Annotated in this window: 17 protein-coding genes and 5 pseudogenes; 19 read left to right on the top strand and 3 right to left on the bottom strand. The window is 49.7% G+C overall.

Annotated features, from left to right (window positions below):
- Window positions 1–35: 35 nt before the first annotated feature.
- The 10 genes from JCM10914_RS07050 to JCM10914_RS07095 all read left to right on the top strand — a co-directional run bounded on the left by JCM10914_RS07050 (window position 36) and on the right by JCM10914_RS07095 (window position 16,778).
- Window positions 36–1,157 (top strand): ABC transporter ATP-binding protein, encoded by a 1,122-nt coding sequence (locus JCM10914_RS07050; RefSeq protein ID WP_023958977.1) that lies wholly within the window; start codon window positions 36–38, stop codon window positions 1,155–1,157.
- Entirely contained in the window at window positions 1,154–4,108 is a 2,955-nt protein-coding gene (locus JCM10914_RS07055; RefSeq protein WP_036717214.1) for an extracellular solute-binding protein, read from the top strand. Before JCM10914_RS07050 ends, JCM10914_RS07055 begins: the two co-directional genes overlap by 4 nt.
- 103 nt (window positions 4,109–4,211) lie before the next feature.
- Window positions 4,212–5,075 (top strand): carbohydrate ABC transporter permease, encoded by an 864-nt coding sequence (locus tag JCM10914_RS07060; RefSeq protein WP_231638544.1) that lies wholly within the window; start codon window positions 4,212–4,214, stop codon window positions 5,073–5,075.
- A 2-nt stretch (window positions 5,076–5,077) separates the two neighbouring features.
- Window positions 5,078–5,944, top strand: a complete 867-nt coding sequence (locus JCM10914_RS07065) for a carbohydrate ABC transporter permease (RefSeq protein WP_023958983.1) — start codon at window positions 5,078–5,080, stop codon at window positions 5,942–5,944.
- Window positions 5,945–5,972: 28 nt separating this feature from the next.
- The gene (locus tag JCM10914_RS07070; protein ID WP_023958985.1) at window positions 5,973–7,988 is read left to right on the top strand and encodes a YIP1 family protein; all 2,016 of its coding nucleotides are present in this window, start codon (window positions 5,973–5,975) and stop codon (window positions 7,986–7,988) included.
- A 46-nt stretch (window positions 7,989–8,034) separates the two neighbouring features.
- Complete coding sequence (locus JCM10914_RS07075; protein WP_023958987.1) at window positions 8,035–10,206, top strand: DUF5696 domain-containing protein; 2,172 nt, start codon at window positions 8,035–8,037, stop codon at window positions 10,204–10,206.
- Entirely contained in the window at window positions 10,203–11,099 is an 897-nt protein-coding gene (locus tag JCM10914_RS07080) for a carbohydrate ABC transporter permease (RefSeq protein WP_023958989.1), read from the top strand. Before JCM10914_RS07075 ends, JCM10914_RS07080 begins: the two co-directional genes overlap by 4 nt.
- 625 nt (window positions 11,100–11,724) lie before the next feature.
- Window positions 11,725–12,072: an ABC transporter permease subunit gene (locus tag JCM10914_RS28270; RefSeq protein WP_231638550.1), complete on the top strand. Its 348-nt coding sequence runs from the start codon at window positions 11,725–11,727 to the stop codon at window positions 12,070–12,072.
- 141 nt (window positions 12,073–12,213) lie between these two features.
- Window positions 12,214–13,578: an ABC transporter substrate-binding protein gene (locus tag JCM10914_RS07090; RefSeq protein ID WP_023958995.1), complete on the top strand. Its 1,365-nt coding sequence runs from the start codon at window positions 12,214–12,216 to the stop codon at window positions 13,576–13,578.
- Window positions 13,579–13,682: 104 nt separating this feature from the next.
- The gene (locus tag JCM10914_RS07095; protein ID WP_023958997.1) at window positions 13,683–16,778 is read left to right on the top strand and encodes a glycoside hydrolase family 38 C-terminal domain-containing protein; all 3,096 of its coding nucleotides are present in this window, start codon (window positions 13,683–13,685) and stop codon (window positions 16,776–16,778) included.
- Between the two features lie 30 nt (window positions 16,779–16,808).
- Here the strand turns inward: JCM10914_RS07095 and JCM10914_RS07100 are convergent, their stop codons facing one another.
- Entirely contained in the window at window positions 16,809–17,687 is an 879-nt protein-coding gene (locus JCM10914_RS07100; RefSeq protein WP_036717217.1) for an AraC family transcriptional regulator, read from the bottom strand.
- A 128-nt stretch (window positions 17,688–17,815) separates the two neighbouring features.
- Here JCM10914_RS07100 and JCM10914_RS07105 point away from each other — a divergent pair, with 128 nt between their 5' ends.
- Window positions 17,816–18,787 carry an alpha-L-fucosidase gene (locus tag JCM10914_RS07105; protein WP_023959001.1) on the top strand — a complete coding sequence of 324 codons (972 nt, stop codon included), beginning with the start codon at window positions 17,816–17,818 and terminating at the stop codon, window positions 18,785–18,787.
- Between the two features lie 114 nt (window positions 18,788–18,901).
- On the opposite strand, the gene JCM10914_RS07110 is transcribed toward JCM10914_RS07105, so the two are convergent.
- Entirely contained in the window at window positions 18,902–19,576 is a 675-nt protein-coding gene (locus JCM10914_RS07110) for a hypothetical protein (RefSeq protein ID WP_023959003.1), read from the bottom strand.
- Window positions 19,577–19,747: 171 nt separating this feature from the next.
- On the opposite strand from JCM10914_RS07110, the pseudogene JCM10914_RS31695 reads away from it, so the two are divergent.
- Window positions 19,748–20,059, top strand: a pseudogene (locus JCM10914_RS31695) (thiamine pyrophosphate-binding protein); the annotation flags it as partial.
- 211 nt (window positions 20,060–20,270) lie between these two features.
- Here JCM10914_RS31695 and JCM10914_RS31700 read toward each other — a convergent pair.
- Window positions 20,271–20,339, bottom strand: a pseudogene (locus JCM10914_RS31700) (hypothetical protein); the annotation flags it as partial.
- A gap of 104 nt (window positions 20,340–20,443) precedes the next feature.
- Here JCM10914_RS31700 and JCM10914_RS31705 point away from each other — a divergent pair.
- The 7 genes and pseudogenes from JCM10914_RS31705 to iolB form a co-directional block, all read left to right on the top strand.
- A pseudogene (locus JCM10914_RS31705) lies at window positions 20,444–20,845 on the top strand (3D-(3,5/4)-trihydroxycyclohexane-1,2-dione acylhydrolase (decyclizing)); the annotation flags it as partial.
- Window positions 20,842–21,588, top strand: coding sequence for a thiamine pyrophosphate-dependent enzyme (locus tag JCM10914_RS31710; RefSeq protein ID WP_023959007.1), 747 nt, complete (start codon window positions 20,842–20,844; stop codon window positions 21,586–21,588). The pseudogene JCM10914_RS31705 and the gene JCM10914_RS31710, both read left to right, overlap by 4 nt.
- Window positions 21,589–21,735: 147 nt before the next feature.
- Window positions 21,736–22,538, top strand: a pseudogene (locus JCM10914_RS07120) (TIM barrel protein).
- A pseudogene (gene iolC, locus JCM10914_RS07125) lies at window positions 22,513–23,522 on the top strand (5-dehydro-2-deoxygluconokinase). The pseudogenes JCM10914_RS07120 and iolC overlap by 26 nt, the downstream one beginning before the upstream one ends.
- Window positions 23,523–23,560: 38 nt before the next feature.
- A complete protein-coding gene (locus JCM10914_RS07130; RefSeq protein WP_023959017.1) occupies window positions 23,561–25,006 on the top strand; it encodes a CoA-acylating methylmalonate-semialdehyde dehydrogenase in 1,446 nt (481 codons plus the stop codon).
- A 61-nt stretch (window positions 25,007–25,067) separates the two neighbouring features.
- Window positions 25,068–26,087, top strand: a complete 1,020-nt coding sequence (iolG, locus tag JCM10914_RS07135) for an inositol 2-dehydrogenase (protein WP_023959018.1) — start codon at window positions 25,068–25,070, stop codon at window positions 26,085–26,087.
- Window positions 26,088–26,102: 15 nt separating this feature from the next.
- Window positions 26,103–26,912 (top strand): 5-deoxy-glucuronate isomerase, encoded by an 810-nt coding sequence (gene iolB, locus JCM10914_RS07140; RefSeq protein WP_023959021.1) that lies wholly within the window; start codon window positions 26,103–26,105, stop codon window positions 26,910–26,912.
- Window positions 26,913–26,937 lie beyond the last annotated feature (25 nt).

A 26,937-nucleotide genomic window follows, 5' to 3' on the forward strand; every position in this document is an offset into this window, starting at 1 on the left:
GAACGGCAGATGAGTAAAGCGAGAGGTGAGATTAGGTGGGAAGCATTACTTTTGATCATGTATTTAAACGGTATAAAGGCGAATCCCGCCCTGCAGTCAATGACTTTCATCTAACGATTGATGAAGGCGAGTTTCTGGTGCTGGTCGGACCGTCAGGATGTGGTAAATCAACGACACTGCGCATGCTGGCTGGCTTGGAGGAAATCAGCAGCGGGGAGTTGTATCTGGACGGAAAATTCATGAACTATGTATCTCCTAAAGATCGGGACATCGCGATGGTGTTTCAAAACTACGCGCTGTATCCGAATTTGTCCGTGCTCGAGAATATTGCGCTCGGCCTCAAATTGCGTAAAACGGCGAAGCACGAGATCGATTCTCGTGTGAAGCGAGTCGCCACGATATTAGAGATATCACATTTGCTGGAACGCAAGCCAAGTCAGCTATCTGGTGGCCAGAAGCAGCGGGTAGCACTCGGCAGAGCCATCGCCCGAGAACCGCAAGTATTCCTGATGGATGAGCCGCTCTCGAATTTGGATGCCAAGTTGAGGGCTCAGACACGGGCCGAGCTGATCAAGCTGCAGCAGGATTTGAAGCGAACAACGGTATATGTTACGCATGATCAGGTTGAAGCGATGACCATGGGATCACGCATCGTTGTGATGAAGGATGGCGTTATCCAACAGGTCGCTGCTCCCAGGAAGCTGTACGATGAACCGGCGAACGTATTCGTGGCAGGTTTCATCGGATCACCGCAGATGAATTTCATGAAAGGGACGATTGAGGTAAGCGAGGGAAGTTATTATTTCTCCAATAAACGAATGAGGTTACTGCTGCCGGATTACTGCGCAGCCCGCTTTCAAAGCACAACCGTATCCACGAAGAACGTTATTCTTGGGGTGCGTCCGGAGCATGTCACACTTCATCGGGGTCGTATCGATGAAGCTCCGTCGCTCATTCCGGGTATTGTGCAGATGACGGAGGAGACCGGAGCGGACTCTTACGTCTATGTCCAACTTGGGTCCTTTCGCTTGATCGCCAGAACCGAGCCCGTGTCGAGATACGATACGGACGAGATCGTATCCGTTGAGCTTCAAATGAACAAGGTGCATTTTTTTGACGAGCAGACGGAAGTTGTAATTGGGAGAGATGGTGCATGAAGAAGCGTCGATTTCCCCGCTATCTTCGGATACCTCTTCAAATAGTGATCATTGTTGGTTTGCTCTTCGGTGCGATCCGGTGGATGGCATCCGAGGAGCCCGTTGTATACGGACAAGTAACAGCCGAGGAATTGCTCCAATTTCAACCGGCCGGAGGCAAAATTCCGTATTCAATAATGATGCAAGAAGTGAGTGATGATGAACGTTACGGTCAAGCAGGTAGTGAGCTATCCATTCCAGCTTTGCAATATACGGGAACCTCAACAGATGCCAAGCTTAGCGAATCGAATGAAGACGGACGTTCTGTGTTGAACTGGCACAACGAATCTGGTTATGTGGACTGGACGTTTGAAGTCGAGCAGACGGGACTGTATGAATTGCATCTTGATTATAGACCGCTTCCCGGCAGCAATAGTTCCGTTATCCGAGGTGTCATGATCGATGGAGCATATCCGTTTGAAGAATCGGAGCGAATTGAGCTCGAACGCATGTGGAAGGATGCGAAATATCCGTATGATCGCAATGAGCTCGGCATGGAAGTTCGCCCGCAACAGGTGGAATTGAACGAGTGGACAAGTAAAGCCGTAACGGATTATTCGGCCTCCTCACGCCCTTTGTTATACAAGTTGGAGCAGGGAGAACACACGCTCAGGCTACATGGTGAGCGTGGTGGACTTGCGCTGCACCAAATCACCTTCCGCATGCCAGAGGCCTTGCCATCCTATAAGGATTATCAAGCAGAATATGCAGCTGTACCAGGAAAATCGGAGGGGGTGCAGTTCCGGGAAGCGGAGGAATTTGCTCGCAAATCACATCTCTCGATTCAGACTGATCGTTGGGCAGAGCCATACATATCTCCAGATCCCAAGGGACGGATTACCTACAATGTACTCGGTGGCAACCGTTGGAAGTCACCGGGAGAATGGGTCGAGTGGGAGATCGAGGTGCCGACGGACGGCTTTTATGAGATTGACCTGAAGAATTTTCAGAATTATCGTTCCGGATTTAAGGCATACCGCACGTTATCCATTGACGGTGTAGTCCCTTTCCAAGAGATGCTGAGTTACGGCATCGATTATCATAAGGAATTTGAAATTACGACGCTTGCTGATGAAGCGGGCGAGCCTTATCAATTCTTTCTGGAGCAAGGCAAACACACGGTTCGAATGGTGGCGGACTCATCGTCTATGCAGCCAATACTGATTGCTCTGAAGGATACGCTATCTCAGATTGCTGCCTTTGACCGTGAGATGAGACTCATCACAGGGAACTACAGCAAGAAAGCGTCCGATGCCAATATCGATTCGACTCGAACATGGGAGATGAAGAAATATGATCCCGAAGTTGAGACCAAGCTCCAAGCGATAACGGAGCGCTTGAACATGATTCGGGATTACACCAATTCTGTGAATGAAAGGGAATCGGATTTATCCCAGGCCATCAAGGCATCGGTTACTATTCTCGAGGATATGCTGGCCGACGTGAATGAAATTCCGAGCAAGGTGAATGAGTTCTCTACGATTCAGGCCAATATCGGCACCTGGATGTCAACGCTGACCCAGCAGCCGCTGCTGCTGGATTATATCGTCGTGCGTGCACCAGATGCCAAGACCGGGCTCAAGGAACCGACTGCACTCTCACGGATACCGTACTCCTTAGCCGATTTCTCCCGTTCCTTCTACATGGATTATGATCTTGGAGGTCCGGAAGAGGAAGGGGCGCTAACGATCTGGGTAGGACGCGGTCGTGACTATGTTGATCTGCTGCGGGAGTTAGTGAGTCAAGATTTCACCCCGAAGACCGGCATTGAAGTCAACATCAATCTGATGCCGAATCCGAACATGCTTATTCTAGGTAATGCCGCAGGGGAAGTTCCTGATATTGCGCTTGGCGTAGGAGAATCGATACCTGCTGATTACGCGATGCGGAATGCAGTTGAAGATTTATCCGAGTATCCAGACTTTGATGAGGTGATGGGTCAATTCATCCCCGGGGTGACGAGAGCCATGATTTATGATGGCGGCACGTACGGCTTGCCGGAAGTGCAGAATTTCCAACTGCTATTCTATCGGTCGGACATTCTGGAGAGTTTGAACCTTAAGGTTCCTGACACCTGGGAGGATGTATTTGATATTCTGCCTACGCTTCAAGAGAACGGCATGACGATGAATGTGCCGAAGGCTGATTTCTCTACGTTGTTCCTGGAGCACGGAGCCGATCCTTATACGGAAGACGGATTGCAATCCAATCTGTTCAGCGAAGAAGCTCAACAAGCGTTTACATTATGGACCGAGATGTTTACTAAGCATAATTTGCCGATCGACATCCCGGCGTTCTTCCAGCATTTCCGGGACGGCGATATTCCGATCGGGATATCAGACTTCAATACCTACGTTCAATTACAGGTTGCTGCGCCGGAGATTACGGGCCATTGGAAGGTTGCGCCTCTGCCAGGAATCGAACAGGACGACGGAGAGGTTGTGCGCTGGTCTCCGCAAGGTCTATCGGCTGCCATGATCATGAAGAAGAGTGAGCAGAAAGACAAAGCATGGGAATTCCTGAAATGGTGGACCTCCGGGGACGTGCAAGCAAGATATGCCGAGGACATGGAATCTTATTACGGGATCGAATACCGCTGGAACACGGCTAATGTGGAGGCGATGAAAAGCCTGAGCTGGCCATCGGAAGATTTGAAAGCGATTCGGGAACAAGCGAGTTGGGCCGTGAACATGCCGAACGTGCCAGGTTATTACTTCCTGGCACGTGAGATGGAATTTGCCTGGAATCGCACCGTGTTTGACGGTATCCCTGCGGACGAATCATTGGAAGAAGCACATCTGTCCCTACAAAGAGAGATGGATCGCAGACAGCGGAATTTCGGCATCAATGGACGGAGTTTAAACGTTCCGCAGATAACAGAACCGTACGTATGGGAGGAAACAGAATCGTGAAAACAGAGCTTGTTCCCGCAGTACAACCACCCAAGAACACATCACCTGTGGCGACGAGATGGACACGGTTTCTGAAAGACCTAAGAAAGGACGCTTCTGCTACTTGTTCCTGGCGCCTTTCCTGCTCTGCTTTCTCGTGTTCATTGTCATACCTGTCGTCATGGCAGCGACGCTCAGCTTTACATCTTATGATGGGTTCGGCAGTTTGAACTTTATCGGGTTTGACAACTTTATTGCCTTATTTACGCAGGATATCGTCTTTCTGACGAAAGCCCTGCCGAATACCTTTTTGTTTGCATTAATTGTTGGTCCAGGCGGCTACATTCTGTCGTTCTTCTTCGCTTGGCTCATTCACCAACTGCCGCTTCGAGTCCGGGACTACTACACACTGGTGTTCTATGCCCCCTCCATGGCTGGCGGCATAGCACTAACGGTGGTATGGATAGCAGCATTCAGCGGAGATCGCGTCGGTTATCTTAATAACTTCTTATTGAGCATGGGCTGGATTGATTCCCAGATTACGTGGCTGCAGGATCCTAAATATCTACTTCCCATTATGATTCTCGTCTCGTTATGGATGAGCTTCAGCGTCGGGTTTCTCGCCATGCTTGCCGGGCTTCAGACCGTCAATCGCGAGCTTTACGAAGCCGGCCGCATCGACGGCATTTCCAACCGCTTGCAGGAAGTGTTCTATATCACCATTCCTTCCATGAAGCCGCAGATGTTGTTTAGTGCCGTGATGACAATCGTAGGAACACTCAAAGCTGGCAGCATTTCGACGCAGCTAACAGGCATGCCGGTGACTCCGCAGTATGCGGGTCATCTGATAATTAATCATGTTGATGATTATGCCTTTATCCGCTTTGAACTGGGTTATGCCTCAGCGGTGTCCGTCATGCTGTTGTTGTTCAGCTACTTTGTCATGCGGTTTGCTTATCGATTGTTTAACTCAAAGGAGGAGCAGTAATCATGGTCACCAAATTGCGCAAGCTCCGAAATGTATCATCCTTTGACGTTATTCTGATCTCGTTGTTTACATGTCTGGCTGTATTTATGTCGCTGCCCATTGTATTTATTTTCAACCATGCCTTTAAACCGCAGAATGAACTGTTCTTGTTTCCACCACAATTTTTCGTTCAGCAGCCGACATTGCATAACTTTGAGACACTGTTTCTGCACGCTTCCAATGCGATGGTTCCGTTCACGCGCTATTTGTTTAACAGTATGGTCGTTGTATCGCTTACGTTGATCAGTGTCATCATGGTCAGCACGATGGCAGGGTATGTGCTGGCCAAATATCAATTCCATTTCAAACAGCTCATCATGGGATTGATTACACTTTCCCTGATGTTTGCACCGGAGACCGTTTCAATTCCGCGCTATCTCGTTATCAGTGGCCTTGGATTGAATAATACGTACTTCGGGCATATTCTGCCGTCGCTCGCATCGCCGGTAGCCGTGTTCATGTTGGTTGGATTTATCTCGCAGATCCCGAATGATCTGTTGGAAGCGGCTAAAATCGATGGGGCCAGTCATTTCGGTATATTCAGGCGAATCATTCTGCCGTTATCCGTTCCGGCTATAGCGACCATATCCATCCTGACCTTTCAAGGGGTATGGGGCGATGTCGAAACTTCAACGTTGTTTATGCAGAAGGAAGCGATGCGTACGTTACCGTTCTATGTGAACAGTTTGCTTAGCGGACTGCAGAACAATGTAGCAGGACAGAACATGGCCGCCGCAGCCGGATTGCTCATATTTATCCCGAATTTGATCATCTTCCTGCTCTTCCAGCGCAAAGTGTTGGAGACGATGGTCCATTCCGGAATCAAGTAAAGTCATCAGCAAAGGAAGTAGAAGCGCGATGAAAAAATGGTTATGCATAGCACTCATAGGCTTGATCGCATTAAGTGTTCTACCGCAGCCAGCTTCGGCGAGTCTTCCGTACCGAACGGCGTATTATGACAGCAACCAGGCAGACTGGTTCTGGATTCAGCCAATTTACAGCCCGGCAGGCGCTTATTCAGCGGATTTTGGCGAACCGGTTGACCTACATGTCGCTTCAGACGACCGCATCTACGTAGCGGATAAGAAGCAGAACCGGATCGTGGTACTGAATAAAGAAGGCTCCCTGCTCCGTACCATCGGCGAAGAGGAAGGTACAGGTCAGTTATCCTCTCCGGAGGGTGTATTCGTGACATCAGAACATGAAGTATATGTTGCTGATTCAGGCAATCAACGAATCGCCGTATTTGATCAACATGGCGTGTTTCAGCGTGAATTCAAGAAGCCGGATACCGCATTAATGGCTTCTGAACACTTTGTACCGGTCAAACTGGTCGTTGATCGTCGTGGCGTGATGTACATTCAATTGAATTCATCCTATCAGGGACTTGTTCGTTTAAATCCGCAGGGTGAATTCATGGGGTACTTCGGTGCCAATAAAGCGGATCAATCGATGCTCAACTGGTTAAAGAAGCTGGTTCTGAATAAAGAACAATTAGCCAAAGAGAAGGCAGCGCTGCCTAAACCGATTACGAACGTGTCACTGGATCAAGACGGCTTCATCTATACGTCGACTGCGGGCGGCGAAGGTAAAGGCGCCATTCGTAAGCTGAATGCCGGCGGCGTCGACAGGTTCAAGAACATGACGCTGGAGAATGGTCACGGCATCGTCGATGTTGCCGTCGACCCGGATGCTTTTATCTACAATATTGATCTGGATTCCATGCGCATCAATATGTACGACCGTAATGGAGAGGCGATGTTTGCCTTTGGACTTGTCAGTAAGGATACACAGCAGTATGGGATATTAGGGTATCCAACAGGCATCGGAGTAGACAGTGATCACGCGATTTGGATATCGGACAGTGGTACCAATACCGTGCATAAGTATGTCCGAACTGATTTTGGGCAGGACGTACTGAAAGCGTTGGCGCTGTATGCGGAAGGAAAATACGAACAGAGCAAGCCCTATTGGGAAGCCGTGTATGCACGAAATGATATGTATAACGGTACTTTTCAAGGCCTGGGCAAGGTGTTCCTGCATGAAGGGCGTAACGATGAGGCACTGATCTTCATGAAGGCTGCCATTGATACAGACGGTTATTCGAAAGCCTTCTGGCAACTCCGATTGGAGTGGCTCCAGAATCATTTTATCGTCTTGGTGTTCAGTTTGATCGGAGTTGTACTGTTACTCCACTTCGGTAAACGGGCCATCCAAGCGTTCCTGCGAAAGCGAACGCTTCCGGATAGCTGGAAGCAGCCTTTAGCAGATTTGCAGAATTTCAAATATGTGATGTTCCATCCATACGAAGGGTTCTACCGAATCAAGGAAGCCAGAATCGCGCCATGGATTACGATCGCACTGCTGCTGCTCGTCATCGTGATTAAGATATGCAGAGTTTATTGGACGGGATTTCTCTTCCACCCCGTGGAGTTATCGGAAATTCATTTATTGAAGGAATTGGGATTGTTCGCACTGCCTTGGGTCACCTGGATTATTGCCAATTACCTGGTCTGCAGCGTCAAGGACGGTGAGGGTAAATTCCGGGAAGTTGTCCAAGGAAGCGTGTATGCGCTCTCACCTTACGTATTCTTCTCGATTCCATTGCTGATTCTGTCCAATATTGTCTCACTGGATGAAGCGGTCCTGATTCATGCGATCAATATGGTGATGATGCTATGGATGCTCTCCATGTTCTTTGTAATGACACAGGTCATCCACAACTTCGAATTTGTGGAAACGATCAAAAACTCGACCTTATCCGTCTTGGCGATTCTGACCATTTGGATGTTCGGTTTCATTATTTTCGGTTTGTCCTATAATCTGTACGACTTTTTCTATGAGCTTTACAAAGAGGTGAACATCTATCAATAACACACACAAACGAAAATGGAGCAGAGCCGGATGGGTCGTCGTTGTTGTGCTTGTACTTGTCTTGATGCTGATCATGCTTGTGGTAAAGCCGTGGCAGCAGAGTACGGCCGAAACTTTTGCCGCCACGGGCATCAGCGATGCGTTACCGGAGAAAGATCCGCTTTACGCAAGTGCACCCTGGTCCCCGTCACCCGGGCAGGACGGATATGCGATCGCTGTTGAGAATGATCATTATGCATTGTATGTCGATCCGATCACGACCCAAATCTTCGTACAGGATAAGGGTAGCGGCTACCGTTGGAACAGTAATCCGACGGATGAAGAACTTGCCGGCGAGACCGTCAAGGGACAGCTGCTTGATAACTTGCAATCGCCGTTCGTATTGACTCATGTCCGCACGCAAGGGGCGGATCAGACCGTAAGGGAGTCATTGAACAGTAAATCACCCAGCATGGAGACCACGCTGATCCGTCAAGAGAATGGAGTGCAGATTGATTACTGGTTCTCTGATAAACAGCTCGGCTTTGCGATTCAGTATGAATTGACGACAGATGGCTTGAAGGTCAAAGTGCCGGCTGCAGGCATCCGCGAAGAAGGAGAGCATGTGATGTTCACTTTGGATGTCCTGCCGCATTTCGGCTCCGCACAGGCGAGTGAGGACGGATATCTATTTGTACCCGATGGTCCCGGCGGATTGATCCGGTATGACACGACGCACGCTAATCTGTCAAGAGGGTATACGCATCAGGTGTACGGCAAGGAGCTAACGAACGCTGGTAATTATAACTTGCTTGGTATGAACAGGGAAAATATCGCCTATCCGGTATTCGGGCTGAAGCGTGGAGATCAAGCATTTGTGGCGGTTATGAGTAAAGGCGAGGATTCCGCGAATGTGGTCGCCTTGGCTCCGGGCCAACGATCCTCTTTTTTTAATGTGTACTCAAGTCAGATCTACCGTGAAGAGTATCTTTATCGAATGAGTAGGCTGGCTACACCGAGCAGGGCAGTTCAGAAGCGAATACTGGACATGGACCGTGAGGTAGAGTATCGCTTCCTGAGTGGAGTGCAAGCTTCCTACGTGGGCATGGCAAATGCTTATCGGGATTACCTCCATGAAACCGGACAATTGGGTGAGGCTTTGCAACCGGTGGAGCATATCCCCCTCTATCTGAAATTGATGGGCGGTAATTACGAAAATGCCTTCGGCCGAGTTCAATACGTTGCTACAACGACGTTTGATCAGGCGACCGAAATCGTTGAGCGACTGCAACAACAGGGGATCGCTTCGCTTCAAACGATATTCTATGGCTGGCAGGATCAAGGGGATTACAACATGGGGAAACGCTTCCCGATCGAGAAGTCTCTTGGGGGCGAGAGCGGCGCCAAATCATTTGTCAGCGCGATGAAGGAATCCGGAAGCGGAGTGATGTTTCATGAAGACTTCCTCTGGGTGGACAGCAATTCCGCTTTTTCCGGCAAGACCGATGCGATTCGCGGGATAGACGGAACAGCATATTACGAGGAGGGGTGGTATTTAGCCAAGCCGAAGCATACTGCTGCAAGTGCGGCTAATACCATCGCCAAACTGAAAGACGTAGGCGTGGAAGGGATCCATTATAGCGGGCTCGGTGAGATATTAGTTCATGATTACGAGATCAATGGCATCCGAACAAGGGAATATACGAAGACCGTATACAACGGATTGTTAGACTATACGCGCAATGAGATGGGGAAAGCCAGCGTCGAGCGAGGCAATGCTTATGTGCTGGGCAACTCTGATTTCATTGACAGAATGCCTTCTACATCCAGTTACGATTTCATGATCGATGAAACCGTGCCCTTTTATCCGATTGCCCTGCACGGTTATGTCCCATACACCTTCGGCGAAGGCAATCTGCGTGATGATGAAGACATGGAGTTCTTGAAAGCGATCGAGTATGGTGCTCTTCCCTCGTTCTTCGTTACTCACGATGATTCCCGAAAGCTCAAAAACACCCCTGTTCGCGGCCTGTATAGCAGCAGGTTCGACAAGTGGGAAAGTCGGATCATTGAAGAGTACAAATACTTTGACAGTTTAAGTGATCTGTACTCGCTTCGAATCGTTAATCATGAACGTCTGAGTGACCAACGTTATGTGACCACATATGAGGATGGTACTCGCGTGATGGTGGATTATGCGGCCAGAAGCTTCAAAGTGGAGAAGGGAGCAGCGCAATGAGCCAGTTGCAGGAACACAAGAAGAAGGCGATTCAGTACCACATCAAGCGCTATGGCATCGGCATGCTGTTCATGCTGCCCTGGATGATTGGCTTTTGCGTGTTCGTAGCGATCCCCATCGGTTGGTCCATGTTCATGTCGCTACATAAAGTGGCCGTGGTACCTGGCGGGTTCAAGTATGATTGGATCGGCATGAAGAACTATCGGGATGCGTTCCTGAAAGACAACGTGTTTCCGATTGAGATGATCACCTATTTCCAGCAAATGCTGCTGATGGTCCCGATCATCGTCATTTTTGCCCTGCTGATATCGCTGCTGCTCAATCAGAAGTTCCCCGGCAGATTTATTTATCGTGCTTTATTCTTTCTGCCTGTTATCTTTGCCACCGGCCAAGTGCTGTCCGAGTTGTTTACGCAGGGAGCTGGCGACATTCCATTTCTGGATCAATACAATCTGGAACCGATCGTCAGGCAGTATGTCGGAGGCGAAATGGCCAAGACCGTTATGGAGGTGCTCGGCAGGGTAGTTCTGATTCTCTGGTATTCCGGGGTTCAGATCTTGATCTTTATCGCTGGATTCCAGACGATTTCACCGTCCATATACGAAGCTGTACGGATTGATGGAGCATCGCCATGGGACAGCTTCTGGAAGATTACGCTTCCGGCCAGCGTGCCGTTCATTAGCTTAAATGTTCTGTATACCATCATCGACCTCTTTACCTTCCCGCTCAATCCGGTGCTGCAGCATATTCGTGACAACATGTTCAAAGTAGATACCGGGTATGGTTATGCCAGTGCATTGGCATGGATCTACTTCGGGTTCATCTTTGTTCTGATTGCCATCGTACTCGGAATGTTCAGTCGCAGCATGCGTCAGAGGAGGAGAAGAGCATGAAAGTAGAGATATGGCTGGACCGAGCCAAAGATTATGCAAGGGAACTGATATGGCGCAGACAGTCTCAGCGAGTTAAGGTTGCCCTGCTCGGCAGGAACCTGTCGGATGGGCTGCTGGCTAAACTGGTAATTTATTTATTGCTGTCCATCGTCGCTTATCTATATCTGCAGCCGCTGCTCTATATGGTGTCCACCATGTTAAAGACGGTTAGCGATCTGCTTGACCCTGCCGTTAAATGGATTCCCCGCGTCGTTACCTGGGAGAACCTGACCAAAGCTTATGAAGGACTGCAATACCCGGAAGCACTGCGAAATACGGCCGTCATAGCGCTTACATGTTCCATTGTTCAGGTAATGGTCTGTTCCATGACCGGATACGCGCTTGCACGGCTGGCTGTACCGTTCAAAGGATTGATTACGGCACTGGTATTGTTGACATTTCTCATACCGCCTCAGGTGATCATCATTCCGTTGTACGTCATTTTCAGTAAGCTGGGACTGCTGAATACACTATTCGTATTCCTGATTCCAGCGATCTTCGGGCAAGGGTTGAAGGGTGCGTTATTTATACTCATCTTCCGTCAATTCTTCAAATCGCAGCGCCGAGCCTGGAAGAGGCAGCGAAGCTGGACGGTGCGTCCGCAGGCAGACTTTATTTCCGTATTATGCTGCCGCTGGCTCAATCCGCCTGTCTGGTTGTCTTTCTCTTCTCATTCATCTGGTATTGGAACATGTACTATGAGCCGTCCATGTTCTTGGCCAAAGGGTTTACACCGTTATCGATCCGTCTTGACAATCTGGAATCCGTGCTGAATCCATCGCTGCTTGGCAACAGGGAATCGGTTCAGAATCCGGTAACGGAAGGGACGAAGATGGCAGCCGCATTTCTGATTATATTTCCGCCAATGCTCATCTTTATGTTCCTGCAACGTTGGTTCATTACCGGAATTGAGCGTACAGGAATCGTGGAGTAGACCCTGGGATGGAATCATACTTGATACAGAAGATCGATGGATTTTACTGGAAAGGGGGAATGTCGGCCGGAGGCGGCTGCCCGGGTGGTCTGTATTTCTTGTGGTATATCAAAAATAAGTTCAAATTGGGGAGGAAGTAGCTTGAAAAAGAAGCGTTTTGCGACATCTATCATGGCAATCATTCTGTCACTGACATTTATGTTGGCGGGCTGCAGCGGAAATTCGGGGACGAGCGGTAACACGGATAATCCACCGCCAGCAGGGAATTCGGACACGGCGGTGACGGAGCCAGGTGCAGATGAGAACCGGGATCCGGTTACACTGAAATTCATTTCCTGGAAAGATGGCTCGTACGATGAATTATATGAGTTGTTCCACCAAAAATACCCTTGGATTACCATTGAGCAAATTCCGGTCAATTCACAGCCGATTATGGAAATCATAGCATCGCTTGAAGCGGCCGGAACCCCTGCTGATGTGACCGAAATCGATAGTGATCTGGTTGTGTTTGAGCAAGGCGGTCTCATCGAGGATCTTACGCCTTACATCGATAGCAGCGACATCTTCCAGAATGCGCAGTTTCCTGACGGCTTTTTGGACACCATGTCGTTCAACGGGAAGAGATTAGCCATACCTATGGTCGATGTGCCTATGTGGGTCTTGGTGAACAAAGATTTGCTGGCGAAGCATGGCGTTGATATGCCATCCAATGATTGGACTTATGATGATTTCCGGAATGTTGCCAAGCAAATCACAGATCCGAATGCGGGAGAGTACGGAATAACCACGCAACCGGAAATTCAAATGCGGATGCTCTCCAGTAAAGCCATCGCCGATGGTTATGCCGCGAACCACCAATACATGAATGAAGATATGACACATAGTTTGCTAAGCACGCCGGAGATTATGAACGAAGTGAGATGGTTCCAGGAACTGGTCACCAAGGACGGATCGATGCAGAGCGAAGCGGCTGCAGAAGCAGATGGCAATGTAAGCAAGGATTTCATCAACGGCAAGACAGGCTTTGCGATAGGCGGGGACTGGGTCCTTCCAACATTGAAGGAAAAAGCGCCGTTTGAATGGGATGTGCTTCCGTTCCCTAAAGGGAAAGTAAGCCAGCCGGGCTATTCCATCTATGGACCGCTCGCCATGCTCTCCGGCTCCCAGCAAAAAGAGGCTGCATTCCTGTGGCTCAGCTTCCAATTCACGCCGGAAGCCCAGAAATGGAAGATCGACCAAGGAGCGAATGCGTCCGTGATGGATCCGGAAATTCTCTCCTATTACGATGATGCTCCAATCTGGGAAGGCAAGAACATTGATGCGGTAAAAATTGCCCAACAGAACGCCAGAATTCAGTCTGGTCTGACCGTTGTGGGATGGGGAGATTATAACTACAACAACATCATAAATGATATCGTATTCGGAGACCGAGATATTAACGATATCATCCCGGAAACCGAAGCGTGGAACAAGAATGCAAACGAGATGCGTGAGGCACTGAAGTAATCTGAAGTTCGAAGAACAACCGTTGGTCCTGGGATCAACGGTTGTTCTTGTTGGTATTGAGTACGATTCATGCATACAATCATATTTTTAGGAGGAACCCTCATATGATGCCAGATATACAGTTGGAGCGAATGCTAGGGAAGTTAGTTCGCTTTACCAAGACGATTGAACCCCTGATGTTCAGTAAAGTGGATGAAGTGTCCATGCGAAAATTCCATACTACCGAATCCCTGTATTCGATTCCTGAAGATTCGCAATTTACGGATTGCAAGAAGGGGGATGTATGGGCAGGAGAAAAAACCTACTGCTGGTTTAAAGGAAGCTATCAAGTAGCTCCTCATCTGGCCGGTCAACATTTATATTTGTATCCTCACATCGGCGGATATGAAATGATGATGTGGGTCGATGGTGTACCCTCTGGCATTTTCTGCTCCAAAATCATTGTGAACAGCCATGGTAACCATTACTGTGACATGCTGAAACAAGATGTCACTGGTGAAGAGAACATCGAGATTGCTTTGGAAGTTTATGCTCATCATGATTTCCCGGGTGTAGCGCCTCTGGAAACGGAGAGTCAAGGCAACTTTACTTACATCTATGAAGGCGTTGATATTTGCACGAAGAACGATGAAATATGCGAATTCTATTTTGATTTAAAAACGCTCAATCAAGTGGTTCATAAATTGGACGCCAACAGCTTTGTGCGAAGCAATATGATTGCAAGGCTCGTCGAAGTCCATAAAGTGCTGTATTACGATTACGATAATGTGGATCACGATACCTTCATGAATGCCATACGAACAGCACAACCCATTCTAAAAGATCTACTAAAAAACCAGAACTCCGTTTCCGCGCCAAGTGCCGGAATCATTGGACATTCTCACATGGATACGGCGTGGTTGTGGCATAAAGACGAGACATTGAAGAAATGTACACGCACCTATGCCAATCAATTAAATCTCATGAAACAGTACGATGAATATAAATTCGTTCAAAGCTCCGCCTACCATACGGCCTTGGTACAGAGACATTACCCGGAAGTGTTCGAAGGGATTAAAGAGCAGGTGGCAAAAGGACGCTATGAACCCAATGGCGGGGTATGGATCGAGAGCGATTGCAATTTACCTAATGGCGAATACTTAATACGCCAATTTATCTGGGGACAACGATACACACAGGAGCATTTTAATTACCGATCGGATTGTTTTTGGTTACCGGATACGTTCGGCTATAGCGCTTCTTTGCCTCAGATCATGAAGGGATGCGGGATCAAGTATTTCCTGACAACGAAAATGGACTGGAATGACACGAACGTATTCCCGTATGACACGTTTATTTGGAAAGGATTAGACGGTTCCAAAGTCTTCGTTCATTTTAATCGAACACATATCTGGCCAGATGCTGCAAGCTTGGTGGATTATGTTGCCGGTGGAGACCATAGGGCAATCAAGGAGAAATCGGTCACCAACAAAAGGCTATTAGCATACGGTTTTGGCGATGGTGGTGGTGGTCCGCAATTCGAAATGATTGAAATGGCACGCCGCGTCAGGGATTTAGAAGGGATTCCCAAAGCGAAGCATACTACGGTGAGTGAGTTTATGAGAGAGCTCGAAGCATCAGCAGCGGATCCATCCACATTCAGTGGTGAGCTCTATCTGGAATTGCATCGCGGCACATTGACCAATCAGCATAATATTAAAAGGAATAACAGGCTGGCCGAAATCGCTTTAAGAAACTTGGAATATGTGACGGTACGTGAAGCTATTCGAAACCATACCATAGCCAGTGACGAGAAAATCCGTCCGCTTATGGAAGACATGCTGGTTAACCAATTCCATGATATTTTGCCGGGCACGAGCATAGCCAGGGTGCATGATGAGTCTCTGGCCGAGACAACGGCGATTATCGAACAATCGGCGCAATATATCCGTGAATTGATCAATACAGATAAGATATCGCAATCCCGAACGATTATGAACACCTTATCCTTTGACCGGAGTGAAGTGGTTTATCTGGATGATGTTGACGGCATGAAGGTTCAAGGCGACTATCGCCAGCAAGTAACGACCGACATACATGGCAACAAGAAACTAGCCGTATATGTCACCGTACCCGCGTTCTCCAGCATCGTGTTGACACTGGAAGAAGGCACACCTGCAGGTGCATCAGAATTTACTCTGAAGGAAAATCAATTGGAAACGCCTTTAGTCAAAGTCAGCTTTAATGAGAAGGGTTACATCGAATCATTCTTTGACAAGAAAGCCAAGCGGGAGCTGCGCGGTGAAGGCTACGCATTCAATACGTTCCTTATAGCCGAGGATGTTCCGACCGCATGGGACAATTGGGATTTGGACGTAGACAGCCAGTACAAATTCGCAGATACCGCCAAACTGATTTCCAGGGAAGCGATCGCGAACGGTCCTGTTGAACTGCGTATCCGCAGCAATTATCAAATAACGGAGCAGACCACCATCGTTCAAGATATGGTGTTCTACCATCACAGTCCTGAAGTGAGATTCGATACCCTTATAGATTGGCAGAATGAACACCGTTTCTTGAAAACGGCATTTGACACATCGCTTTTTACGAATACAGCCAAACAGGAAATCCAGTTCGGTTATATTGAACGTCCAACAACAAGAAACAATTCTATAGAAAAGGCAAAGTTCGAAGTTGTGAATCATAAATACACCGATTTGTCCGAAGCACGGTATGGGGCCGCCTTATTGAATGATTGCAAATATGGAATCAGCGTGGAGAATTCCAGCATGCAACTCTCGCTGCATAAAGGTGGTAATCGACCGGACCCTCGCGGCGATAAAGGCTTACATGAATGCAGTTATTCCTTCTTGCCTCATGAGGGCAGCTTTAATGCCAAGAATGTTATACAACCCGCTTATCAATTCAATATCAAGCCGCTAATATTTGAAGGGGAGTTTCAGGAGAGCGGGCTGTTATCGATAGAAGCTGATAATATTCTCGTTGAAACGATCAAACCGTTAGAAAGTAATGAAAAAGGCTTTGTCATTCGCATGTATGAAGCTGAAGGCGCGTATACCATTACATCGTGGAAGTTAAATGTTTCCGCCAATGAAGTGGAGCTAACGAATATGCTGGAAGAGACAATCGACAGCATGGATGCTGATATGGAGCTTGTATTCAAGCCATTTGAGATCAAGACGATTAAGGTACTCTATTAGTATAGGTTGGTGTATATGAACATAGCTATGCTAGTCCATCCGAAACACCTGATATCGCTTTCGATATTCGCCAGGCGTAAATGAAGTTAGGCGTTTGAACAGACGTATGAAATAGTTGTTATCGTGGAACCCGCATTGTTCACCAATCTTGGATAGAGGGAGTTCCGTATGTGACAGCAGCCGTTTGGCACGGTCTACCTGCAGATGATGTCTGTATTGTAACGGACTCATACCGGAATATTGCTTTAGACAGCGCGCTAAATAATCAAAATGATAATGTAGGTCGTTCTCCAATTGTTTGGAATCGAAGGGCAACTCGAGTCGTTCCGCCAAGTAGGCAGCTACTTGCTCCCCAAGGAAATACGATCGAGCTTGCGGACTGCTTTTTCTCATGCCAAGCTGCAGTTGTCGGAGAAGTTCACCGAACAGAATATGCAATTCGAACGAACGGTATGGGGTCAGCACGTTGTGCAGCAACAACATTTCTGTTAGTAACGGCAGTATCATCCGTAGATCCACGGTAGCAAATTTCGGAATATCGATGGAGGCAGGATGCGGTTCCGTATCCTGATCCGTGCGATTCAGCAGAGGCTGCTGCCAATTGTGTTTCTCTACCAGCATCGACGGCGAGGAGTATGGATATTGAAAATGTATCCAATACACCTCGGTTTCGTTCTCTGTCGGACGGTAGCCTTGATGTAGTTTGCCGGGTTCCAGCACGAGTACCATGCCTTCCTTCAAATCGTATGTAACGCCATCTTCCTCCATATACAATGTTCCTTTGACGCAAATGATCATATCGAAAGCGTCAAATTGTCGCCTTGCGTGCACGACACCCGCCTGCCATACAGTGTGGCCGATCGTGGCTGTCAGCGGAAACGGAGGTACAGTGAATTCTAGTACAAGCATCTCATCACCATCCTTCAAGATGTAGAAATTGTACTATATGAAGTCGGGATTGTCAGCTGTGCCAAGGAAGATTATTGAGTAGAGTGGTAGATATCATATGATTACAGCAATATGGGGAGGTTTTATAAATGGATCACAAAGAGTTGGTCGTGAGACAGCAGTGGTTTGTCAATCAACGGTTAGGGATGTTCATACACTTTAATAGCGCGACGTTCCAGTTTGCCGATTCGGAAATCGAGGATTGGGAATACGGACATGAGAATAATGATGAACCTCGCAGATTCGTCTTTGATCCGAAGGATTGGAACCCAGACCGGCTCAACTGCTCGCAATGGGTCCAAGCAGCGAAATCTGCAGGCATGACCTTTGCAGCACTAACGGCAAAGCATCACGAGGGCTTCAGCCTGTGGCCAACGAAATACACGGAGCATTGCGTACGGAATGCTACTTCGCAGCGGGACGTCGTCCGGGAATACCTTGATGCGTTCCGTCAGGAAGGTATCGAAGCAGGGTTATATTTCTCCATGCTGGATTTGCACCATCAGATCGGACGGAAGAAATGTACGCCGGAAGATAAACAATTTATCAAAAATCAGCTTGAGGAATTGCTCACAGGTTACGGTGAACTGCCATTTCTGATCATAGACGGATGGAACGCTCATTGGGGCGGCCCCAGCTATGAAGATCTTCCTTTCGAAGAAGTCGATGGATGGGTGAAACAACTGCAGCCGCACTGTTTATTAATGAATATAAGCTGTGAATCCAATCTGGATCATACGGATATTGTATTCTACGAGAATGCTGCGGGCCAGGAAGTGGAAGAAACCTTCGAGGGACCTGGTGCAAGCTGCAATGTCCTGACCAATACTTGGTTCTGGAGAACTTCCGATACAACGATGAAGCTGCGCACGGCCGACTGGGCTTTGGATAAAATACGGGAATCTAATGATCACAACGTCACCTTCTTATTGAACGGGGCACCGAATCAACACGGATTGTTAGATGATAATGTATTGGAACGCTTCAGAGAAATCGGTGAGCGATACCAGAAACCAGCTGATTTGGATATCATTCCTCCAAACTGGTTGTCCAGATCGTAGTAACTCGCTATAGGATAACCACGGAATTACAAGAACTACGAGAAAGTTAAGATGAAAATAGCAAAAGAGGTATAGGCATGCTCTAAACAGCAACCTATACCTCTTCTTTGTGCTTCATGACAACTCAGCAAGCAAAGCCTTCAACCGTGCAGGAATTTCTGAACGCAGTTCCTCCCAAGGAACAAACGTATCATCAGCCCATGTATACGGGACGTAGTCGAAGCTAGGACGGAAACAAAATGTACGGAGATGGGCTTCCGCAAGTTGATCGACCTGTTCACCGAACTTGAACTGTCCTCGAAACATTTCATTCTCCAGCACGCCGTCCTTGCCGGCTTCCTCCTGGCAGCAGCTCACAGCGTTGGGGAGTAGACGTAAGTTCTCCTCCAGTGGAGACATGGCGTGTTTGCCTGGTTGGACAAATAGCTTGACGCGACCGTCTTCGGTCAGATTACTCCGGTCACGAAGAAGACCGTCATGATATTGGCCGTGGAAGCTGGCTTCACAATTCGCAATCTCTCCCCGATGGTTCAAATAAATCCATACATGTTCCAGATCATAGATATGCTGGATATCGTAGTCCCAATAAATCGCGTATTCAATGACGAGTGCAACTTGTTCCGGCTCGAAATCGATTACTCGGTCGAATGAAGGGGAAGGGCCGGGCTCTGCCATTATGGTTAGGCCAACGCGTACAGGTAGAAACGGCTCCAACCGGTCTATATACAGGATTGGCGCAATGCGAAGGGCGGTGTTCCAAAGGTTGTGCTGTGGGTCCAATGCAGACATCCATGATTCCTCCTCGAAATAATGATTGATTTACGAAGATGTTCGTTGTAGTATTTGATTAAGCGCTTTACCTATTATTATAAAACGATTATATCAAATATGAAAGCGATATTACTAGAAGCGCTTCACTCTAATCGTCGGGAGGTTACGATGGATACCATTCGTTTAACGATGGCACAGGCCTTACTGAAATTCCTGGATCGGCAGTACGTTTCCTATGACGGCATTGAAACAAAGTTCGTCAAGGGAGTAATGGGGATTTTCGGTCACGGGAACGTGACTGGAATCGGGGAAGCGCTTGAGCGCACACCCGGCTCCTTGACGTTCGTGCAGGGAAAGAACGAGCAAGGGATGACGCATGCGGCAACGGCTTATGCCAAACAGTTGAACCGGAGGCAGATCTATGCCTGTACGACTTCAATCGGACCCGGGGCACTCAACATGGTCACCGCTGCGGGTACCGCGACGGTTAATCGGATTCCGCTGCTGCTGCTGCCGGGCGATAACTTCGCGTCGAGACAGCCGGATCCGGTTCTGCAGCAGCTGGAAGTCGGCCATGATTATACCGTGTCGGCCACGGACTGCTTCAAACCGGTGAGCAAGTTCTGGGATCGCATCGTACGGCCCGAGCAACTATTGAGCTCTTTGCTGCATGCGATGCAGATTCTAACCGATCCGGCGAATACGGGAACGGTTACGCTGGCACTGCCGCAAGATGTGCAGGCAGAGGCTTACGATTACCCGGCTTCCTTCTTCGAGAAGCGGGTCCATTACATCGAGCGTCAGCAGCCGTCTGCTGATGCGCTACATAGAGCGGTTGAACTCATTCGATCAAAACACAGGCCGCTGATTATCGCTGGCGGAGGTGTGAAATACGCCGAGGCAGCCGTCGATTTAGCGAGATTCGCGAAAACATTCGGTATTCCGGTTGCGGAAACGCAAGCGGGCAAAGGTGCGCTCCCTTGGGATCACCCGCTAAATGTTGGGGGGGTTGGCGTTACGGGATCTCTGGCCGCTAACAAGCTCGCCAAATCTGCCGACTTGGTGATTGGCATCGGCACAAGATATTCGGATTTCACGACATCTTCTAAATCGGCGTTCGGCACGGATGCGCAATTTTTGAATTTGAACGTAAATCGGATGGATTGTGCCAAGCTGGAGGGTGTTCCGTTGGCTGGCGATGCAAGAGAAGCGATTCGGATGTTAGAGAACATCCTGAAAGATGGAGCTATACAGCCTCATACAAAGAAGACGAGATCCGTTCCTTGACTGCGGAGTGGAAGCGCGAGGTTGATCGGCTGTACGCGCTGGACAGGGAAGACGGTTTCGCCCAGACGCACGCGCTTGGCGTGATTAACGAGACGATAGGCGAGGAGGCCGTTATCGTATGCGCAGCGGGCAGCCTGCCGGGCGATCTTCACCGCCTCTGGAGGGCTGGTGGGACGAATACGTACCACATGGAATATGGTTTCTCGTGCATGGGTTACGAAGTCAGCGGCGCCTTCGGGGTCGCTCTGGCTGAGCCGAAACGCGATGTTTATGCCGTTGTAGGCGACGGGAGTTATTTGATGCTGCATTCCGAGCTGGTCACGAGCCTGCAGGAAGGCCGGAAGTTTACGATCTTGTTGTTCGATAACCACGGATTCCAATGCATTCATAACCTGCAACGTGCTAATGGCAGTGACGGCTTCGGCAACGAGTTTCGTTATCTTGAAGAGCAGACCGGACGTTACACCGGAGAGGCACTGACGATTGACTTCGCTGCCCATGCAAGAAGCCTCGGCGCCGCTTCCTATAAAGCCGGCAATGCCGAGGAATTGCGAGAGGCTTTGCTCGCCGCAAAGACCGAAACCCGTACGACGCTAATCGAGATATCAGTCTTGGCAGGAACGAATACGGACGGATATGAATCGTGGTGGAACGTGGGCGTGCCTGAAATATCCGTGAGTAACAAGGTCAACGCGGCGCATCAAGAGATGCGTAATAAGCTAGCCCAAGCCAGAGTCTATTAGGAGGTTGAAACGATGCCGAACTTTCCTTTTCAGCTTGGCGTCCATCCCATCAATTGGGTAGGAGAAGACGTCAAGGAGCATGGTGAACATACGACGTACGAGCAAATTTTCGACGAAATCCAGTCGCTGGGTTTGACGGGCACGGAGATGGGGCGGAAATTTCCTGTCGACACCAAGGTGTTGAAGGAAGAGCTATCCAAACGCAATATCCAGCTTGTGTCGCAGTGGAAGTCGGTACTATTCTCTGATCCGGCGTACCGTGAGCAGGAATTGGAAGCCTTTCGCAACCATGCGGAGTTTTTACAGCAAATGGGCAGCAAGGTAATCAGCACATGCGAGGTTGGCGGATCACTGCATTTCGATCCAAGGCGCACCCCGAACGAGCAGGACGTCATACCGCTCGATAACGAAGGCTGGTCAAGCTTGGTGACTGGGCTGAACGAGGCCGGACGGATTGCCAACGAATATGGTATGAAACTGACCTATCATCATCATGGCGGGACGGTTATAGAAAGCCTGAAGAAATCGATAAACTGATGGAACTGACCGATCCGGACGCCGTCCACCTTCTGTACGATTCTGGCCACGCGCTGTATGGAGGTGCCGACCCGCTAAGCTTGCTGCGCAAGCATTACGACAGGATCGCTTACGTCCATTTAAAGGACGTCCGTCCTGATCGGCTTGCGGAAGAACGGGTCGTAGGCTCGGACTTCGTCACCTGCATCCGGAAAGGTGTATTCACCGTTCCGGGGGACGGATGCATCGATTTCGAACCGATCATCGGCGAACTGGTTGAACGGAATTACAGCGGTTGGGCCTTGCTTGAAGGCGAGCAGGATCCCGAGGAGCACCCAGCTCGGGAATATGCGGAGAGAGCGGTTCGCTATCTAAGCGACATTATCGAACGAAAGGAGCGTAGATCGGATGACCAAAACACTGTTTCCCGTTGATAGGACGTTCGATATGACGGCGATCGGCCGCCTGTGCATTGATCTGAATGCAAATGAGATTCATCGTCCAATGGAGCAGACGATGACCTTTACGAAATACGTAGGCGGGTCACCCGCGAACATTGCGATTGGTATGAGCAGGCTAGGTAAAAAAACGGCATTCATCGGCAAAATCGCCGACGACCAGATGGGCCGCTTTATTCGAGATTACTTGGTGAAGGAAGGCATTGAGACGCGTAATGTGATAACCGATTACACGGGAGCAGTGACCGGTCTTGCCTTTACCGAGATCAAGAGCCCGACGGATTGCAGTATTCTGATGTATCGTGACCATGTCGCTGATCTATTGCTCAGCCCGCTTGAAGTAAGCGAGGAACTGATTGCGGACAGTAAAGCGCTGCTTGTCTCGGGTACCGCACTTGCCGCAAGCCCGTCGCGCGAAGCCGTTCTGCTGGCTCTAGAATATGCCCGCAAACACGGTACACGTGTGATTCTCGATATCGATTACCGCCCGTATACTTGGAAGTCCGCGGAGGAGACTGCCGTGTACTGTAACCTTGCCGCTGAGAAGAGCGATATCATTATCGGCACCCGCGAAGAGTTTGACAATATGGAGCGCTTTGATAACAATTCGGAGCACAGCGACGCGTTTACCGCATCGAAATGGTTCAGCCACGGTGCACGCATCGTCATTATCAAGCATGGCAAGGATGGATCGATTGCCTACACTGCCGACGGGGAGGAGCATCGTGCAAAATCGTTTCCTGCGAAAGTGGTGAAGACGTTCGGGGCGGGGATTCTTATGCCGCCGGGTTCATCAGCGGCATCATGTCAGGTCTGACCATCGAGAAAAGCATGGAATTCGGCAGCGGGGCTGCGAGCATTGTCATCTCCAGCCACAGCTGCTCCGATGCAATGCCGACAAGGCAGCAGGTGGAAGATTATATGGAGCGCTGCAATCGCGGCGAAATTACGGCCGGCTAAGCGCCGGCATCTTAGAAGCAGAAATGAGGGAGACCTAAATGACGGTAACATTGAAAAACTGGATCGGTGGACAATGGGTATCATCTACCGCGGCCGAATACACCCCGGTCTATAATCCGGCAACTGAAGAAATCATTGCCCAGGTGCCGCTTTCCACGGCAGATGATGTCAACTTGGCAGCCGGTACCGCCCGTGAAGCTTTTACGGCCTGGAGCAGCACGCCGGTGCCGCGGCGAGCTCGGATCATGTTCAAATACCAGCAGCTGCTGGTCGAACATTGGGAAGAGTTGGCGAGACTCATTACGATTGAGAACGGCAAAAGTTACGGCGAGGCTTACGGAGAGGTGCAGCGAGGCATTGAATGTGTGGAATACGCTGCCGGGGCGCCTTCGCTCATGATGGGCAAGCAATTGCCCGATATCGCATCGCGACTGGAGTCTGGCATGTATCGGTATCCGGTCGGCGTGATCGGCGGTATTACGCCATTTAATTTTCCCATGATGGTTCCCTGCTGGATGTTTCCGCTTGCGATCGCTTGCGGCAATACGTTCATACTGAAACCCTCCGAGCGCACGCCGCTCTTGGCTAATCGCCTGGTAGAACTGTTCCATGAAGCAGGCTTGCCGGCTGGCGTGCTGAACATCGTTCACGGTGCCCATGAGGTGGTGAATGGATTGCTTGCGCATCCTGACATCCAAGCGATATCCTTTGTTGGATCGCAGCCGGTCGCGGAGTATGTCTATACGACGGGAACGGCTCATGGTAAGAGGGTTCAAGCTCTTGCCGGTGCCAAGAACCATTCCATCGTCCTGGAGGATGCCGATCTGGATCTCACGGTCAAAGAAATTGTCAATGCCGCTTTCGGCTCGGCTGGTGAGCGCTGCATGGCCTGCGCTGTTGTCATCGCGGTCGGAGACATCGGGGATGAACTGATCTCCCGCTTAGCCGCCGCGGCCGATAGCTTAAAGATCGGGAACGGGCTAGTAGAAGGAACGTTTCTAGGTCCAGTCATACGCGACACTCATAAGGAAAAGACAATCGGTTATATCGAAGCCGGTGAGGCGGAGGGAGCCTTGTTGGTGCGAGACGGACGCAAAGATGATGCGACCCACTCGGTCGGGTACTTCTTGGGTCCGACGATATTCGATCAGGTCATCAGCGAGATGAAGATTTGGAAGGACGAAATATTCGCCCCGGTCCTCTCCGTCATGCGCGCGGATACGCTCGATGAGGCCATTGCCATCGCGAACCGTTCCGAATACGCAAACGGTGCATGCCTGTTCACGAACAGCGGCAGCAGCGCGCGTCAATTCCGTGAAACGATTGATGCCGGCATGCTGGGCATTAACCTCGGCGTCCCTGCACCAATGGCCTTCTTCCCGTTTTCGGGCTTTAAGAAATCGTTCTATGGTGATCTGCATGCTAACGGCGGAGACGGGGTGGAATTCTATACGCGCAAAAAAATGGTAACTTCCCGCTGGTAGAGTTGCCGCGCGAATGGAAAGGCTTTTTGAGCAGCATCGGAATATAGAGAGGCGGACGACCATGAATAAAGTGAGAGTCGGCATTATCGGCGCCGGCCGAATCGGCAAAATTCATGCCGACAACTTAATCAGGCATCCTCAAGCAGAAGTGGTTGCCATCAGCGATTTATTTGCAAACCCGAGTCTGGAGTCTTGGGCGCACCAACGAGGTATTCTTAACGTAACAAGGGACAGCGGTGAGATACTCAGCCGTAACGACATCGACGCGGTGTACATCTGTTCATCGACGGATTCACACGTAGAACTCATTAAGATAGCAGCCGGACAGGGGAAGCATATTTTTTGCGAGAAGCCGCTCAGCATGGATATCGAACAGACGCAGGAGGCTATCGCAGCGGTAAACCGAGCGGGTGTACAGCTGCAGGTTGGATTCAATCGTCGCTTCGACCATAACTTCAAGCGAGTGCGGGAGCATGTACAGACAGGCGCAATCGGCGATACGCACGTGATCAAGATTACTTCGCGCGATCCCGGACCGCCGCCAGCGTCGTATATCGAGGTGTCCGGCGGTATTTTCATGGATATGATGATCCACGATTTCGACATGGCAAGGTTTCTAACAGGCAGTGAAGTAGAAGAAGTATATGCGCAGGGCAGCGTGTTAATCGATCCCGTGTTTGCCGCGTACGGCGATGTGGATACGTCTGTCGTGACGCTTCGCTTCGCGAACGGGGCGCTCGGTGTGATCGATTGCAGTCGCAAAGCGGTTTACGGTTACGATCAGCGTGTCGAAGTGTTCGGCTCCAAAGGCTCCGCATCAGCTGCCAACGACTTTCCGAGTACGGCCGCACTATGCACGGAGGAAGGCGTGATCAGCGATAAGCCGCTGCACTTTTTCCTGGAGCGGTATCAAGCGGCTTATGTGGAGGAAACTCAGAGGTTCATCCATTGCTTGCTGAACGGAGAACCTGTACCTGTGAACGGACTGGACGGCTGGCAGGCAGAGCGAATAGCCCGTGCTGCTAAGCTATCATTGCAAGAGGGACGGCCAGTGAAGCTGCCTCCTATCGGCAGCGGCTAGAAAGGGTGGTAACACATGAAGAATCTTATTGTAAGCCCAGTTAAATCGGCAGACTGCGGAGTGCCTGTCATCTCGGTAACGCCGGAGTCTGCTGGTTGGACCTACGTCGGCTTCGAAGTATATCTTCTGCAAGCTGGCGAGTCACTAAGTCAGCTAACCGAAGACCAAGAGGTGTGTCTAGTTCTTCTAAGCGGCATAGCCGATGTAACGACGGCTGACGGAAGCTGGAGCGAGATCGGGCAGCGCATGAGTGTATTCGAGCAGACGCCGCCGTATTCCATCTATGTGCCCAGCGAGAACCAATACGAGGTGAATGCATTAACGGATCTGGAATTGGCCGTTTGCAAAGCACCGGGTGACGGAAACCACGCTTCCCGGCTTATCGCCCCAGGTGATGTAGGCGTCGAAACGAGGGGAGCAGGGGTCACACAGCGACAGATTCATAATATTTTGCCGGAAGATCAACCTGCCGACAGCTTGCTCGTTGTCGAAGTCTTCACGCCGCAGGGGCATTGGTCCAGCTACCCGCCGCATAAGCATGATCGGGACCAATTGCCTGAAGAATCGCTTCTGGAAGAAACGTATTATTACCGCGTACAGCCCGAGCAGGGATTTGCTGTGCAGCGTGTGTATACGGATGATCGGGAGATTGACGAGACGCTGTCCGTTAGGAACGGCGAGGCGGTGCTTGTGCCCAAAGGCTATCATCCTGTATCGGCACCCCCGGGCTACCATGTCTATTATTTGAATGTCATGGCCGGGCCGAGACGCGCATGGAAGTTCTGTAACGACCCGGACCATGCATGGATCGTCAAGCCGGTCTAAGACAAGTCCATCCTTCACAGCGGAT

The sequence above is a fragment of the Paenibacillus sp. JCM 10914 genome, assembly GCF_001315105.1.
Taxonomy (GTDB): Bacteria; Bacillota; Bacilli; order Paenibacillales; family Paenibacillaceae; genus Paenibacillus_AQ.